At 54.8% G+C, this 14,478-nt stretch carries 15 protein-coding genes; 11 read left to right on the top strand and 4 right to left on the bottom strand.

Annotation, left to right across the window (positions count from 1 at the left end):
- Positions 1–4: 4 nt before the first annotated feature.
- From HPC62_RS00765 to HPC62_RS00750, 4 genes are all read left to right on the top strand, one after another.
- Positions 5–2,644, top strand: coding sequence for a CHASE2 domain-containing protein (locus HPC62_RS00765; RefSeq protein ID WP_172353325.1), 2,640 nt, complete (start codon positions 5–7; stop codon positions 2,642–2,644).
- A gap of 208 nt (positions 2,645–2,852) precedes the next feature.
- The gene (locus tag HPC62_RS00760) at positions 2,853–3,665 is read left to right on the top strand and encodes a DUF928 domain-containing protein (protein WP_172353324.1); all 813 of its coding nucleotides are present in this window, start codon (positions 2,853–2,855) and stop codon (positions 3,663–3,665) included.
- 102 nt (positions 3,666–3,767) lie between these two features.
- Entirely contained in the window at positions 3,768–4,694 is a 927-nt protein-coding gene (locus HPC62_RS00755) for an alpha/beta fold hydrolase (protein WP_172358701.1), read from the top strand.
- Between the two features lie 83 nt (positions 4,695–4,777).
- Positions 4,778–5,197, top strand: coding sequence for a hypothetical protein (locus HPC62_RS00750; protein ID WP_172353323.1), 420 nt, complete (start codon positions 4,778–4,780; stop codon positions 5,195–5,197).
- A gap of 118 nt (positions 5,198–5,315) precedes the next feature.
- Here HPC62_RS00750 and HPC62_RS22960 read toward each other — a convergent pair whose 3' ends face one another.
- Positions 5,316–5,546 (bottom strand): hypothetical protein, encoded by a 231-nt coding sequence (locus HPC62_RS22960; protein ID WP_216655311.1) that lies wholly within the window; start codon positions 5,544–5,546, stop codon positions 5,316–5,318.
- Between HPC62_RS22960 and HPC62_RS00745 the strand changes: the two genes are divergently transcribed.
- Both HPC62_RS00745 and HPC62_RS00740 read left to right on the top strand, forming a co-directional pair.
- Positions 5,545–5,961, top strand: a complete 417-nt coding sequence (locus HPC62_RS00745) for a hypothetical protein (protein WP_172353322.1) — start codon at positions 5,545–5,547, stop codon at positions 5,959–5,961. The genes HPC62_RS22960 and HPC62_RS00745 overlap by 2 nt on opposite strands.
- A gap of 152 nt (positions 5,962–6,113) precedes the next feature.
- Positions 6,114–6,497, top strand: a complete 384-nt coding sequence (locus HPC62_RS00740) for an alr0857 family protein (RefSeq protein ID WP_172353321.1) — start codon at positions 6,114–6,116, stop codon at positions 6,495–6,497.
- Positions 6,498–6,696: 199 nt separating this feature from the next.
- Here HPC62_RS00740 and HPC62_RS00735 read toward each other — a convergent pair whose 3' ends face one another.
- Positions 6,697–6,969: a DUF7219 family protein gene (locus tag HPC62_RS00735; RefSeq protein ID WP_172353320.1), complete on the bottom strand. Its 273-nt coding sequence runs from the start codon at positions 6,967–6,969 to the stop codon at positions 6,697–6,699.
- A 306-nt stretch (positions 6,970–7,275) separates the two neighbouring features.
- A complete protein-coding gene (locus tag HPC62_RS00730) occupies positions 7,276–7,833 on the bottom strand; it encodes a hypothetical protein (RefSeq protein WP_172353319.1) in 558 nt (185 codons plus the stop codon).
- Between the two features lie 595 nt (positions 7,834–8,428).
- Between HPC62_RS00730 and HPC62_RS00725 the strand changes: the two genes are divergently transcribed.
- The 5 genes from HPC62_RS00725 to aroQ all read left to right on the top strand — a co-directional run bounded on the left by HPC62_RS00725 (position 8,429) and on the right by aroQ (position 13,170).
- A complete protein-coding gene (locus HPC62_RS00725; protein WP_255548885.1) occupies positions 8,429–9,397 on the top strand; it encodes a glycosyltransferase in 969 nt (322 codons plus the stop codon).
- A 199-nt stretch (positions 9,398–9,596) separates the two neighbouring features.
- On the top strand, positions 9,597–9,836 hold the full coding sequence (locus tag HPC62_RS00720) for a ketohydroxyglutarate aldolase (protein WP_172353317.1): 240 nt from the start codon (positions 9,597–9,599) through the stop codon (positions 9,834–9,836).
- A gap of 823 nt (positions 9,837–10,659) precedes the next feature.
- Positions 10,660–11,973: a GAF domain-containing sensor histidine kinase gene (locus HPC62_RS00715; RefSeq protein WP_228721681.1), complete on the top strand. Its 1,314-nt coding sequence runs from the start codon at positions 10,660–10,662 to the stop codon at positions 11,971–11,973.
- Between the two features lie 398 nt (positions 11,974–12,371).
- Positions 12,372–12,509, top strand: coding sequence for a hypothetical protein (locus HPC62_RS00710; protein ID WP_172353315.1), 138 nt, complete (start codon positions 12,372–12,374; stop codon positions 12,507–12,509).
- A 205-nt stretch (positions 12,510–12,714) separates the two neighbouring features.
- The gene (gene aroQ, locus HPC62_RS00705; RefSeq protein ID WP_172353314.1) at positions 12,715–13,170 is read left to right on the top strand and encodes a type II 3-dehydroquinate dehydratase; all 456 of its coding nucleotides are present in this window, start codon (positions 12,715–12,717) and stop codon (positions 13,168–13,170) included.
- A 178-nt stretch (positions 13,171–13,348) separates the two neighbouring features.
- Here aroQ and HPC62_RS00700 read toward each other — a convergent pair whose 3' ends face one another.
- A complete protein-coding gene (locus HPC62_RS00700) occupies positions 13,349–14,128 on the bottom strand; it encodes a tetratricopeptide repeat protein (RefSeq protein WP_172353313.1) in 780 nt (259 codons plus the stop codon).
- Between the last annotated feature and the right edge of the window lie 350 nt (positions 14,129–14,478).

Genomic DNA, 14,478 nt, shown 5'->3' with positions numbered 1-14,478 from the left:
AGCCGTGGACAAATTAGTAACGCTGCGATTTGGTGAAGGCAGCTTTGAGCAGGGGTTTCCGGCGACGCTCCAGGTCGGCGAAGAGACAGACGCGGCCTCAGGGCTGGCGATGCAACTGACAACCGAGGTGGTGGGGAAACTGCCGCCCGCGCCGGAGGTGGTGGCGTTATATCAACAATGGCAAATGGCCTATCGACAGTTGGGCATTGCCACACGGCTGAATGCGCCCGACCATCAAATCAAAAATGTGTCGCGGTCGGCGAGTCGAGCGGCGTGTCAGCAGGCGGCCCGGCTATTGCGCGATCGCCTGAATGAGTGGCTACGGGCAGAATCCTTTCGGCGGGTGCGCGAAACTTGGTTTGCAGCGCTGTCGCCGACTGACACCGTGCGGCTGATTGTGCAGACGGAAGATCGGCTGCTGCAACGGCTGCCGTGGCATCTGCTAGAGCTATTTGAGCAGCATTCCCACCTGGAAATTGCCCTCAGCGCCCCCACCTATCAGCGGGTGATGCAACCGCCCAAGCCCAAGGGCAAGGTACGAATTTTGGCGATTTTGGGCAACAGCGCGGGCATCGACGTGCAGGGCGATCGCACGCTGCTGATGCACCTGTCACCCCAGGCCGACGTGACCTTTCTGGTAGAACCCGACCGCAAAGAACTGAGCGATCGCCTCTGGGATCAGCCGTGGGACATTCTGTTTTTTGCGGGGCACAGTTCCACCGAACTGGCCACAGACCCAGCAGGCGGCGACACCGGGCGCATCGCCATCAACCCCAGCGATTCCCTGACGATTGAAGAGTTGCATTATGCCCTGCGAAACGCCGCCACCCAGGGACTCAAGCTGGCGATTTTCAACTCCTGCGATGGGCTGGGGCTGGCCCGCGCCCTAGCCGACCTGCACATTCCCCAAATGGTGGTGATGCGGGAACCTGTGCCCGACCGGGTGGCGCAGGAATTTCTCACCAGTTTCCTGCGAACGTTTGTGCGGGGCGAGTCGCTCTATCTCTCGGTGCGGCGGGCGCGAGAGCAACTCCAGGTCTTGGAAAACGAGTTTCTCTGCGCCACCTGGCTGCCCGTCATTTGCCAAAACCCGGCAGAGCGCCCGCCCACCTGGCAGTCCCTCCTAGGGCGATTGTCCAAACCCGCAGAGTCGCCCAGTCCCCCTCCTGCCGCCGCTACTCGCCTGCACCGCCGCCGCCTGCATCGCCGCGAAGTCTGGCAGCGCCGCCTGCGCCGGGGGCTGCGCCGCGTACCAATGGCGATCGCCCTTAGCGCGTTGGCAGCAGGAGTGGTCATCGGGGGGCGATCGCTCGGCTGGCTGCAACCTGTCGAACTCGCCACCTACGACCAGATGCTGCGCCTGCGCCCCGCCGAGCAAGAACAAGACCCGCGCCTGCTGATTGTCACGATTGACGAACAAGAGCGGCAAGACCTTGGGCAGCAGTCTGGCCCCTACTGGTATTCGGTATCGAACGCGAACCTGAACCGCCTGATTGAAATCTTGGACAAGAGCGGTGCCCGGTTAATCGGCATCGACCTATATCGTGACCTGCCGATCAAACCCGAAGCTGCGTCGCTGGCTCAGCAGTTTCGCGAAAATCCAAAGGTCATCGGCGTTTGCAAAGTGCCCGTGCGGGGCGAGGGCGGCATTGCTCCCCCAGCAGACATTGCGGCAACTCGGCTGGGGTTTTCAGATTTTGTTGAGGACAAAAAAGAGCGGAAGGTTCACCAGATCAATGCAGAAGCGCGGGCGATTCGCGAAGCGATCCCTGGGGGAATCGCCCCCCGTCCAGTTGCGAGTGCTGCCGTATCCCCATCGAGCCAGCCGCAGTCCCAGCCTGGAATGGTGCGCCGCCACCTGCTGGCCATGCGCGAAGAACTGTCGGACGAAACAGGCTGCCTACCCGACTTTGCATTCAGCACGCTGCTTGCCAGTCGGTATCTAGAAGCCGAGCAGATTCCCGTAGAAATTACGCCGGAGGTGCTGAAGCTGGGCGATCGCACCTATCCGCTCTTGCGACGGCGATCGGGCGGCTATAAAGCCCCCAATTTTGACTATCGCGGGGCGCAGGTCTTGCTCAACTACCGCACCGTGCGCCCGCTGTACGACAGTCCATTTAGGCAGGTGAAAATCAGCGATGTGCTGAGTGAGCGCGTGCAGCCGGATCTGTTTCAGGATCGCGTGGTTATCGTTGGATACATTCCGCATGATCCGCAGCAATCGACCGATATCTGGAGAACGCCCATCGCTTCCACAATGGACGGGGTACTGGTGCAGGCTCAGATGACCAGCCAGTTGCTTAGTGCCGCTTTCAACGAGCGGCCGCTGCTGTGGACGTTGCCCCACGGGCTAGAAATGCTGTGGATTGGAGGGTGGGCGGCGCTGGGCGGGCTGCTGGTGCTGCTGTTCAAAGCGCCCTGGCGGTTATTAGGGGCGATCGCCCTGGGGCTGCTGCTGTTGGGGGCGATCGCTCAGGGAATTCTAATTCTCTGGGGCGGCTGGATACCGCTGGTTCCGGCCGTTTTGACCTTTGGCCTCAGCGCCATCCTGGTCACGATCTACCGCTACCGTCTAGTGCAACTGACGCTCCTGTTTTTCGTCAATCTCATCCTGATCATGACTCGCGGTCAGCGGTTCAAATAAAGGGCTGCAAAGTCCAGTCTTCCCAAGACTCCAAACCCAGTGTCAGGAAACTCCAGCCCGCTCTTTTCGTCTTGCTGCGTAAAAGAGCAGAGATTTCCTGAAGTGAATATTGTGGGAAGAATCAGGAGCCTCTAGCGAGGTTGCACATCCCCCAAACCCCTGTATTTGCGTGCCTCCCCACTAGCCCCCTTGAGTTGAGGTCACCGACATGAATGCATCTAAGTTTTGGTTAAAGTCTGCGGCGATTGCTGCTGCGGTTCTGGTTTTGTCCGCTGCTCCGGCCGTGGCGCAGCGCTATGAATCGGCTGGCGACGCACCTGGTGCAGACCGGGCAATCGGGGGCGGTGGTCATCGCTATCGGGCCCCGCTGCCGCCCGAAGCAGGCGCACCCGCTGGGCGACCCTTTGGCGGAGCCAGCCGAGGTGGCGGCGACCTGCCCCTATGCCAGTCCCTAGCGGCCCTGGTTCCGTCCACTCGTGAGGTTGGGCGCAACGGCAGAGAGTACACCAGCGTCTGGGCCCTCACTGCCGCCGCCCATCCCACCTTCTGGTTCTACGTTCCCTACGCCCTGACCAGCGATGAGCCAGCGGAATTTGTGCTGTTTGACGATCAGCGCCGCATTATTTACCGAAAACAAGACATTGTTCTGAGCAATCAACCCGGCATTATCGGAATTTCCCTCCCCGAAACTGCGCCAGCCCTGGAAATCGGGCGCATGTATCGGTGGAACTTCCAGACTCGCTGCGGCGGCGAGGTTGTATTCGTAGAAGGCTGGATTCAGCGGACTGCGCTGGATGCCGAACTCACCAGCGAAATCGACCGCGCCTCGCCGCTCGACCGGGCAGCCCTGTACGCAGAGAACGGCATCTGGTACGACGCGCTGACCCTTTTGGGCAACTTGCGCCGCGAAGATCCCGACAATCTCGACGTGCTAAACGCCTGGATGGAACTGCTGGAGGTGCTGGAACTGGGCGAATCCGAAGAGGAAATCGTCCTCACGCCGATTGCTCCAGCGGAATAGGCGTCAGGGGTCGGTGCAGCGCTGCTCTCCGTCCCCTCCACCGTGCTTGAGTCAACCCAGGGGTAACGCTAGAATGTTTACATTCCTTTACACATGGGTCTCATGCAAACTGCGATCGCCCCTGCGGTGGGAGCCTACTGGAACTGGCGCGGCTATTCCATTTACTACGTCCGCGCAGGAGAACGACGGGGCGATTCCCACAGGGATGGCCTGGCGAATCGCCCGCCCTTGCTGCTGGTGCATGGCTTTGGCGCGTCTACAGACCACTGGCGCAAGAATGTGGCTGGGCTAAGCGCCGACTTTGAAGTGTGGGCGATCGATCTGCTGGGCTTTGGGCGATCGCAAAAGCCGGATATCGTCTACAGCGGCGACCTCTGGCGCGACCAGTTGCACGACTTTATTATCGAGGTAATTCGGCGACCTGTAGTGCTGGCGGGCAACTCGCTGGGCGGCTATGCGTCGCTGTGTGTGGCGGCGCAGCGGTCACAATCCGCCGCCGGGCTGGTGCTGTTGAACTGCGCTGGAGCCTTTACCGAAACAGCGCAAACGACCCAGCCCAACCTGGTACAGCAGTGGTTGGGAGACATCGTGCGATCGCTCTTGTTGCAGCCGCTCCCCAGTTTTCTGCTGTTTCAATACGTCCGGCAAAAATCCGTCATTCGCAAAACCCTGGAAAAGGTCTATCTCGACCGCAGCGCCGTCACCGACCAGTTGGTTGAGGACATCTATCGCCCCTCTTGCGATCCGGGCGCACCCGCCGTATTCGCCGCTGTGTTCAAGTCTCCTCGTGGCGAAAAAAATGACGTGCTGCTAAGCCAAATGCAGTGTCCATTGCTGATGCTATGGGGTGAGGGCGATCCGTGGATGAATGCCCGCAGCCGGGGGGCCCGCTTCCGCCAACATTATCCCAACCTGACAGAGCATTACCTGAATGCGGGGCATTGTCCCCATGACGAAGTGCCGGAACAGGTAAACGCGCTGATCAAAGATTGGGTCTTGGGAATCGGAGAGGATGCGATGATGGGATGAAGGGTGAAGTTGTCTTGACAGGTCGCTCCATCGTCTAGGCACTGCATCCTGGTTTGTGATTCGGTTTCCGTGGTTAACTTCTGATGTCTTCTTCTCGCCCTTCCCTTGAGTCTGAATTGCAACGGCTTCGTCAGCTTCGATTAGCGATTTTGCGGATTCACAAAGCCCTACTGGAATCGGAGCGCGGCATTTATGAGGAATTTCACGGCCCGATTCGCTCAAATACGGAGTTTTTTAAGCTGGTAATCGAGGACGACGGCTGGTTTAGCTGGCTGCGCCCCATTTCGCAATTTGTGGTGCAAATTGATGATGTGGTGCTATCTAAAAAGCCCGTCTCGATGGAGCAAGTGGATGAACTGTTTAACCGGGCACGGGTGCTAATGCAGCCTTCAGAATTTGGCACAGAGCTAGAAAAGGGCTATTTTCGGGCGATTCAGCGAGATCCGGAGATCGCGCTGATGCACGCCGAGGTCTCTCGTTTGATGGCCGCGCCCGACGCTTAGCCCCATCGTTCCGAATCACAAATCCAAAGTTTTGTAAATCACTCCGGAATCTTGCGTATTTTGAGTGAGGTCGCCAGATAAAGAAAGCGTCGGCTATTGGCTTGCCAAAGCAATGCGACTATACTACAACTGTAATATTGGTAATTTTGTCGCCGCTTTTTTCTCTTCTCATAGCACACGCTTCTGCATACCAGCCCCAGTTTCTACCCCTCTGGTTCCTGAGTCCTCTCACTTTATCGTCTTCCTGCTTCGCAGCGCTTTCCAGCTTTCTCGCAGCCCTTTTGCCCGCCTTTGCTACTCCAGTATTTGCAACCCTAGTATTTGCGACTCCAGTATTTGCAACCCCCATGTTAAGCCTCGCTCTGTCCATCCTTTACAGCACGCGGATTGACCCGTTCCAAGACGGACGGGCGCAATTTGTCGGGCTGTTTCTGCTTGAAGGATGGCAGCATTTTGGCGCGGCGCTGCTGGTGGGCTGCGATTTGGGGCGGCGCAAGGGCGATGGAACGGGCTTTGGGGTTCAAGGGATTGATCTCTCCTCTTGTTTCGATCGTTCGGATTGCTTGCTCGTTCGCCCTGGCGCGAAACCCAATCCCGATTTCGATGCAGCCGTTTGCGCCATCGGAATGCGATCGCCCTTGCCCACTGCGCTTCACACCGGATTTCAGTTCGGATCTTTTAATGCTGCCCTGGCTATCTTGGGCCGAATTGCAACACAACTCAATCTGAGCGGGAGGTGCAGGGTCATCCTGTCATCCACCTAAAGGCAAAGCGACTTGGTTTCCCTAGTCCCCCGCTCCTGACTGCCAGAAGCGGGGTTTCTTTTTTGCCACTTTTTTGCCACTTTTTTGCCACTTGCCGCGAACTCGAACCTTCCGCACGCTAACCGCATCTCTTTGAAGGAACAGCGTTTGTCATGCTAAAGCTTACCTATACCGATGCCGAGGTTTATATAGAGGTTCTGTCTACGCCCATCGAAACGGCGATCGCCCAACGGGTGACGCTGGCCCTGCGCTGCGGCGAAACGCTGCACGTCACGCCAAACTCCGCTAGTTTTCTGCTGGCGGCTCACTTGCCCCAGTTGGCGCAACTCCAACAGCTGCTGAAGCAACACTCTGGGGCGATCGCCCTGGCTATGGCCGATGCAGACTGGGTTGAAATTACACTCTACGGAAGCTGGCTGTCGTCCAGTCCCTATGCTCACGAAGGCGTTTTTCTGATTGCATTGCCTGCTGCAATCGAGCGCCTAATTTATCAACTCTGGCAGGCAAGCGTCTGTGTCCAGGGTGTGAGGGGCTGAGAGGACGGGAACGAGAAGGGTTAGGATGCCTCCGGGCAGAGTCGGGTTTCACGCAAACCTGGCCCTGCCCAAAACGTCCTGCCCAGTTTGCAATGCAGATCAATTTCCTAATTTTGCCTCAATCGCTACCCTTCAGGCGGCAACACGTCCGTCTGCCCTAACCGTTAAACCCGTCCAGACAGTCATCCTGTCTCAATCGCTACTCTTCAGGCGGCAACTCAGGCCGGTCTTGAAGCGTGTCAATCAGGGCTGATTTTGAAGCCTTGAGCTGTTTCCAAAGAGCCTTGATCTGGTCATAGGCTTCGTCGGGTGAAATTTTGCCGCCCGTCTCCAGGCTGCAAATGATCCCAATACGCTGGGCAAACTCTTGAAGATTGGCATTGAACGCTAGTTTTTGAGGGGAGAAGTCTCCCCGATAGCGCCCGATCGGGTAAAAAAATTGATCTCTTTCGTTCTCAGATGACTCTGACAAGATGACCAGTACCTCTCAATGGTGGGGATGCACCTAGAGCCAAACTACCGAAACCAGCATAACAACTGCATGACTCCTACTGCATAATTACTGTATCGCTTGATGAATGTTTCTTAGAACACCCTCTAGGAGGATTTTGGGAAAACGTGAGAGTAGATGTCCTAGCAGATGTAGGCAAGGATAAACTGTCAAGTAAATCTTGAACTGGAGCTTTAGTAGGGCGATCGCCCCTGGATTCTGAATCTCAGCACTTGACTGCTCGACACAAAGCACCGTGAAGCCTGTTGTTCTTCCATAGACCAGGGACTAAATATCAAAGTCAACGCTATTGGCCTGAAAAATGACCTGCTGAATTCCGTAGGAAGGCTGAGTCAACAGGGTTTCTCGAATGGCTTCAAACAAGCAATACTGATTGGCGCTGCTGAGGCTTTGAAAGGCTCGCCCGCCACGAGGATTGTTGACTGCGAAGTTGATTTCGGCTTCTTTTGCCGCTTCGTTTACGTTGACTTCGTAGCCCGTGATACCAACATCTTGCCCTTCATAGGACTCGACAATTTGGGTGACAGCACCCGCTACGGGTTCATCGGCTGTCACCAGCACCGATTGCGGCACGAGTTCTTGGGTGTTGGGATCGGGCAAGTAGATGATTGCAGGCATATAGTCCTGCGTGATGGAGGTGTTGATCTCTTCAATATCGTCAGCATCAGTAGCGCTTGGGGCTAGCTCTGGATTGGCGATCGCCCGATTAGCAGCGCCTATCACCAGCGTCAGCACGCTGGCGGCAACCAGAGAGAACCGTACAGGTGACCACAAATCCCGGAAGCTTGTTTTGTTTTGTGGACTCCATCGACAAATAGCATTCATCGCCTTTCCCCCTTCTGAAATATATGGAGTTTCTAAGAACAGATATAAGAACAGATAGGTTTACGAGAATCCCAAAGAAACCTTGTAAAAACAAGTAATTCTTAAACAATTGACCAGAAGTGTTGAATCTTGATGGTAAAACTTTACAAAAAGCACTCTCAAGAGGCGGATTATTGAGAATGGAAGCAATAAGTAGGTCATTACAGGCAGAATTATAGATCTTTTGTACTGGATTCAGCTATGAACTTGCCCTGCTAACATTGCGTTCAACACTTCTGACAATTGACCAATATTTAATGCTCTTAATACTCTAAAGTTTAACGCCAAAAGTTGTCAGAATTTTTAAGCTTTAGTTTTTTTATTGAGTCTGTATTGAACGAAACACAAAGCCTGTGATCTGACTCACAAAGGATTAGGAGTAACCAATGCGCCTCGGCATTCTCTCAGTTTTTAAAGAGAATTCAGTCATAATTTGTGAAATATTCTGACAATCCCTTGCACACCGTATCGTAATACTTTAGACACCTTAAACTTCTGAAAAAAAGTGGAACTTTTGCGGGAGGAGCCATCTTTCGATCAATATCCGCGAGTCGGAGTGGTGATTCCAATCCTGAACGGAGCAGCAGATTTACCTGAGCTATTGTCCTGTCTGTCTCAGCAAACCTACCCACGAGAACGCATTCAATATGTCTTGATCGACAACAGGAGTGGCGATCGCACGCCCGATTTACTCCAAACTGCCGCCATGCAGTTCCAATCGCTCGGCCTGACGCTGCGCCCGCTCACTGTTTCAGACATTCAAAGTGCCTACGCCGCCCGCAATGCGGGTATTGTGGCAGCGCTGTCGGGCGACACCCCCTGCGAGATCATTGCCTTCACCGATGTTGATTGTCGTCCGAACCCAGACTGGCTGCGGAATTTGGTGCAGCCCTTTGCGGAGCCGCAGGTCGGGCTGGTGGCGGGAGAAGTGCTGCCTCTGAAACCTGCCACTTGGCTGGAGCGGTACGCTGCCCGCCGAGAGTTTCTGTCGCAGCGACACACGCTGGCTCACAGATTTCTGCCCTACGGACAGACGGCCAACCTGGCCGTGCGGCGATCGCCCCTCGAAGCCGTTGGGCTGTTTCGCCCCTATCTAACCAGCGGCGGCGATGCAGACTTGTGCTGGCGAATTTTGCAGACAGGGCAGTGGGAACTTCGCCTGGCAGAAGGGGCGATCGCCCGCCATCGGCATCGCGCTACGCTGCCTGCGCTCTGGAAACAGTGGCAGCGCTACGGCCGTTCCGATGCCCACCTGCATGAGCTACATGGCTCAGCCCTGATGCGATCGCTGACCTGGCAAGACGCGGCAACTCGTCTGGCTCGGTGGCTCCTCAAAGAACTTCCAATCGTCGCGCCCCATGCCATAAGAAGACAGGAGCCGTGGGATCGATTGCTCGATACCCTGCTAGATTTGTTTTGCGCGGCGGCCCGGAGTTGGGGACAGCGACGCAGTCCGTTCCCGGAAGCGGCACGGGCGATCGCCTGGTTGCCGGATGGCACGCGGGTCAATTCACCGCACCAGTAGCAGATGTATTCTTCTGAAGGAAGAGACAAGGGAGCAAGCGATCGCCCTAAAATCTAAATCATCTACTCAAGATGAGATGTCTTTGAGATGAGATGTCTTTGAGATGAGATGTCTTTGATGTCTTTGAGATGAGATGTCTTTGATGATGAGATGTCTTTGAGATGAAGTTTCGACGTTTTCTTTATCCATCAAAACTAATATGGCAAATGTTCAAGTGACCGTTTCCGTCGCAGACGATCACCTCGATCGCCTCCTGGAAGTTGCCGAAGACCTGCAAGAACACGGCATGAAGATTGATCAGGTGATGGATCAGGTGGGAATCGTCACGGGTTCCTGCCCCTCTGGCGACCTGCCTGCGCTTCGTCGGGTGCCCGGGGTTGAGCATGTAGAATCTGCCCAGACGTTTCATCTGTCGCCGCCCCACTCTAAAATTCAGTAAAATTCAGTCGCAAGTTCAGTCGCGTCTCGTTGCTCAGCCTTGGTGCCGAAGCATCGTCCTCCGCCGCCACAGAGGGGGCGATCGCACAGTGCTGAATAAAAAACCTGAACGAACGTTGAGCAACTGGACAACAAGCTGATCCAGTTTGGATCACGCTGCTGAACTGAAAATAGGGAACCGGGAGGCTAAAGAGCCTACTGGCGAACCTCCTAGCGCAGAACCCCCAATGACGCTTCCTGAGACATCTGCAGACTTGATGTAGACGTGCTGTGGACGTGCTGTGGACTTGATTGGGAAGTAGACAGTAGACCGCGCCTGCTGGTTTCCAACGCTGGTCTGCTCATCCACGGTTTCCCAGCGCATCCGGGCAATTTGGTTGTATTAGAAAAATATTTGGATGATCCTGTTTTTTCTGTCTGCCCGCGTTTTTGATAAAGAGACTGTGAGGAATTGATTGCAACCGTGGAGACGTTGAATGGGGTTTGTCCTGCGTGTTTTTGCGGCGATCGCTCCATTTTTTTCGACTATTCTTGATGTTTCATCCTCATTTTTAACCTGGTAGTTGATAAAGAAATTGCTAGCACGAGCCTAGTGCAAGTCTCATTTCTGTCAATGTTTGTTGAAATTAAAGTTAGGGAACTCTAGGTGTATTGAAGACTTTTGCATCCTTAAAAGAGACGGCTAACCAGAGGATATGTTAAGGAAGAGGGTCGCGATGCCTAGCCCAGATCAGGATTTGTTCTCCCAGAATGGAGAGCCAGCGCACAGTGTCGAAAAGAGTATTGAAGAGCAGCGCCTTAAGACCCTGAACGACCTTGGGTTAATGGATGCTGAGAGTGTGCCGATTTTTGAAGAAGCGACTCAAACGGCCGCCCATCTTTTGGATGCTCGAATTTGTGTGCTTGGGCTGATGGATCAGCAGCGCCAGTGGTTCAAATCTGCGGTTGGGCTATCGCGGATTGGGCTGATGAACGAACTGGCGACAACCCGCCAACTTCCTCGCGCCGATGCGCTATGTCGTCATGTCGTTGAGAGCCGCCAGGTTCTTGTGCTGAACGATGCTTCGGCCCATCCCGATTTTGCGGACAGCCTGCTCGTGCGGCATTACGGCATTCGCGCCTACCTCAGCGCTCCCCTGATCGCGTCCAATGGTCAGTGCGTCGGCACGCTAGCTGTCTTGAGCTTGCAGCCGCGTGATTTTTCGACTCGCGAGGTGGAGCTGCTGGAGCTAGTCGCCCGGTGGAGTATGAGCGAATACGAGCGCAACCACCTGCTGCGGCGATCGCCCCAGCCCATGATGAAAGCCCCCAGAGGGGCGATCGCCGCGTCGCCCACCACCTCGATCAAGGCAGATCTGATCGCCCAAATGGCTCAGGAACTCCGCACCCCCCTCACGTCAATCCTGGGCATGGCCAGCGTCCTCAACCGTGAAATCTATGGCCCGCTGACAGAAAAGCAGAAAGAGTATCTGGCAATTGTCCACAACAGCGGTCAAACTTTGCTCTCGCTAATCAATGAAATTCTAGAACTGGGCGCACTCAACGACACAAACTGCGTCCTAAACCTGGCACCAATCGACATAGAAATGCTGTGTCAACAGGCGTTTAGCACCCTCCAACAGGTCGCGCAACGGCGAGAACAGCGAATTCGGCTGACGGTCGAACCGGGCAACCGCATTTGGATGCTCGACAAAGAAAAAATGCGTCAGATACTCTATCACCTGGTGTTCAGCGTGATTCAATCTGCCAGCACTGAGAGCATTATTCGGGTTCACATTTCTCGTAAGCAGTCTGCTCTGACCATCACTGTGTGGACTTCGCATCCCTGGCTTGGTGAAGGACTCCCGGCCGCCGACCTCTATACAGGGCAAATGCTGGCCCCAGCCGAGTTGTCTCAAGCCCATGCGTCGTCCTACGGCTGGTCCGCAGGCGACTCCCAAAAGTCTGCGCTCTCTCAAAGCGACACTGCTGATGGCTTGCCCCCGCAGAACATGCTCCGCCAGAGCCTAGGGCTGATGCTCAGCCGCCAGCTTGCAGAACTACACGGGGGCACGATCAACATCCAGGGCTCGGCTGAAACGGGCTATCGATATGTGGTTAGCGTTCCGCAGTCTGCTGAGCTAGGCGAACTGGAGTAGCCAGCGGGCCGGACATCTCTACAAGCTGGGCAGTGGCCAGAATCAGGGGCGATCGCCCCAACTCTCTAGCCCCTTTCTGGAGCAGAGACGCAGATCCATGCACCTGTAGGTCTCTGTTTCAGGGTTGATAATTCTGGCCATTTGGTTATGATTTTATGTAACAGCTTACGATTCCACTTCTGTTGTTCCGGCTCTGTGACCGAGTAGACAGGCGCAGTCTGAGTTTTGGGCTTCTGAACTGAGGCTGTCAGATTTGCACTCTTAGAGTTCACTGCCCTTGTCAACTTCCGCTTGGATGAGTCATAGTAAATATACGTTGTAACTGACGTAACAAACAGTCTGGAATTCTCTCGAGCAAGACTACGATCTAGGTCTGCATCAAGGAGCAGTCTGAGTCAATGGATTATATCGATAAGGTTTTGGAAAAGCTTAAAGAGTGGGCACGCAAGCTAGTGGAAGCGCTGCTGGGTCCAGACGTTCAGCCAGAGCCAGAACCTATTCCCATTCCAGTCGATGACCGCAGCCGTCGCCGCTAAGTTGCTTTCGAGCAGTGTGTTTCGACCCTGAAGATCTGTTGACGTTGGCAATGGTCTTTGGGTCGAGTACAAGCAATGTGAGTAGATAGGTTTGTACTAGACATCTGTTTAGCCTGATGCTTCTAGCAGTCGTGCTGTTTAGGTTCGATTGCCCTAGAAAGCCCTGTGCGTAATTGCGTTTGATTTGTAGTTCTAGCAATTTTTTGTGTCCAATCTGAGCATCCTGGTCTTGCATGGCCCAAATCTGAACCTGCTGGGACACAGAGAGCCGGGGATTTACGGACGGGAGACTCTCGATAGCATTAATCAGTCATTGCAGGATGCAGCAGTTCAGCTTGGTGTTCGGCTAGAGTCGTTTCAGTCTAACCATGAAGGCGCTTTGATCGATGCGATTCATGGGGCGATAGGTGTTCAGGATGGATTGCTGATTAATCCCGGAGCGTATACCCACACCAGCATTGCCATTCGAGACGCGATCGCCGCTGTAGCGCTGCCCACGGTCGAGGTTCATCTAAGCAACGTCTATCGGCGAGAGTCCTTTCGGCATCATTCCTACATTGCACCCGTTGCAGTTGGACAGATCAGCGGGTTTGGCGCGTTTAGCTATGTTCTTGGACTTCGCGCCCTGGTTCACCATCTAACCCACGTTCTTCTGGAGTAGCCTATTTTGAGTAGCGTATCTGTAGTAGTATTCACCCTGATATTTGCGACTTCAGGATAGGTTCCGAGAGTTTTCTATAATTTTGAGCCAGTTTCGCAGTTTTATTCGCGCTATTTGCAGTAATTCACCGTTTGCAGCAATCTGGCTTTCGGCTGCATTTGGGTAAGCCAGATTTGGCTTATGGCTCCGATTCCAGCGGCGCAAGCAGTTCATCTCTCCAGACTTCGATCTGAAGGCGCAGTCGAGCGGCTCCACCGGGCGTGGCCGTATTGGGCAGCAATAGCCGCTCACTTGCTCGCTGATAGTCTGCCAGGGCAGCGTTCCAGTCGCCCCAGAGGTGATGTGTGCGGCCCCGTTCGGCGTAGATGTGGGCTTCCAGACGACCCAGCCGCAGCGCAAAGTCAAAGCATTCTAGAGCGCGATCGTGCATTTCTAGCTCACGCAGCGTAATGCCCTGATTGAGCCAGGCGCGGACGTTAGTTGGGTTCAGATCAAGGGCTGCGTCGTAGTCCAGGATGGCTTCTAGAAACTTGCCCTGAGCGGCGTAGTAGTTGGCACGATTGTTATACACGCTGTCGAGGGTGGAATCTAGCGCGAGCGCTTGATTGTAGTCGGCGATCGCCCGCTCCATGTCCCCGCTTTGAAAGTAAACCAGGCCGCGATTGTTATAGTCACGGGCGCTGCTGGGGTTTTGCTCCAGAATAATGGTGAACAGGGCGATCGCCTCTTGATGATCGCCGCGCTGGGCAGCCTGGAGGGCTTCTTGGCGGAGCGCTGTTTCCAACTCGGTGTGGCTGAGGGGAGCCGCAGCACGAGGGGCGATCGCCGTGTCTACTCGTCGCGCTCTGGGCTGCCAGCGCTTCTGCACTCTAAGGGTTGGCCGGGCAGTCGTGCTAAGACTCTTGCGCGACCGATCTGCATTGTTCGCTTTTTCTTGCCGACCTGTAGAAGAGCGCATGTTCATGACATCCTCGTGGTGTATTTCAGTCAGTGCCAGGGTGTGATGTACCGTTAGAACTGCGTTATCCGCCTTTTCACCTGCTAATGTCTCTCAAAGCTCAAAGTAGTGTCAGGTTGAAAGTACGGAAAATTCTCTTTCACCTGAAATAGCAGCGCACCCCTGATAGCTGACGATACGGAATCCATAAAAGTTCCGCTGCATCAGACATTCAGCAGTTGTCCGTCTACGAGGAAACTACACAGAACCTCCGTATAATTCCTGAAACTTTCTGCAAGGATTCGTGAACTTTTGGTGACATAGGCGTTACATCCTAATTGATTCTCGACAGGATTTACGCAGTTGGACGA

This window comes from Thermoleptolyngbya sichuanensis A183 (assembly GCF_013177315.1).
Classification (GTDB): Bacteria; Cyanobacteriota; Cyanobacteriia; order Elainellales; family Elainellaceae; genus Thermoleptolyngbya; species Thermoleptolyngbya sichuanensis.
Note: the sequence above shows the minus strand (reverse complement) of the source record. Positions and strands in the feature narration are given on the sequence as shown.

Coding starts and splice junctions, on each gene's coding strand:
- HPC62_RS00745 (WP_172353322.1), top strand. CDS start 5,545: ATGTTAAGCCTCGCTCTGTCCATCCTTTACAGCACGCGGATTGACCCG.
- HPC62_RS00750 (WP_172353323.1), top strand. CDS start 4,778: ATGTCTTCTTCTCGCCCTTCCCTTGAGTCTGAATTGCAACGGCTTCGT.
- HPC62_RS00715 (WP_228721681.1), top strand. CDS start 10,660: ATGGATGCTGAGAGTGTGCCGATTTTTGAAGAAGCGACTCAAACGGCC.
- HPC62_RS00700 (WP_172353313.1), bottom strand. CDS start 14,128: ATGCGCTCTTCTACAGGTCGGCAAGAAAAAGCGAACAATGCAGATCGG.
- HPC62_RS00710 (WP_172353315.1), top strand. CDS start 12,372: ATGGATTATATCGATAAGGTTTTGGAAAAGCTTAAAGAGTGGGCACGC.
- HPC62_RS22960 (WP_216655311.1), bottom strand. CDS start 5,546: ATGGGGGTTGCAAATACTGGAGTCGCAAATACTAGGGTTGCAAATACT.
- HPC62_RS00740 (WP_172353321.1), top strand. CDS start 6,114: ATGCTAAAGCTTACCTATACCGATGCCGAGGTTTATATAGAGGTTCTG.
- HPC62_RS00760 (WP_172353324.1), top strand. CDS start 2,853: ATGAATGCATCTAAGTTTTGGTTAAAGTCTGCGGCGATTGCTGCTGCG.
- HPC62_RS00730 (WP_172353319.1), bottom strand. CDS start 7,833: ATGAATGCTATTTGTCGATGGAGTCCACAAAACAAAACAAGCTTCCGG.
- HPC62_RS00720 (WP_172353317.1), top strand. CDS start 9,597: ATGGCAAATGTTCAAGTGACCGTTTCCGTCGCAGACGATCACCTCGAT.
- HPC62_RS00755 (WP_172358701.1), top strand. CDS start 3,768: ATGCAAACTGCGATCGCCCCTGCGGTGGGAGCCTACTGGAACTGGCGC.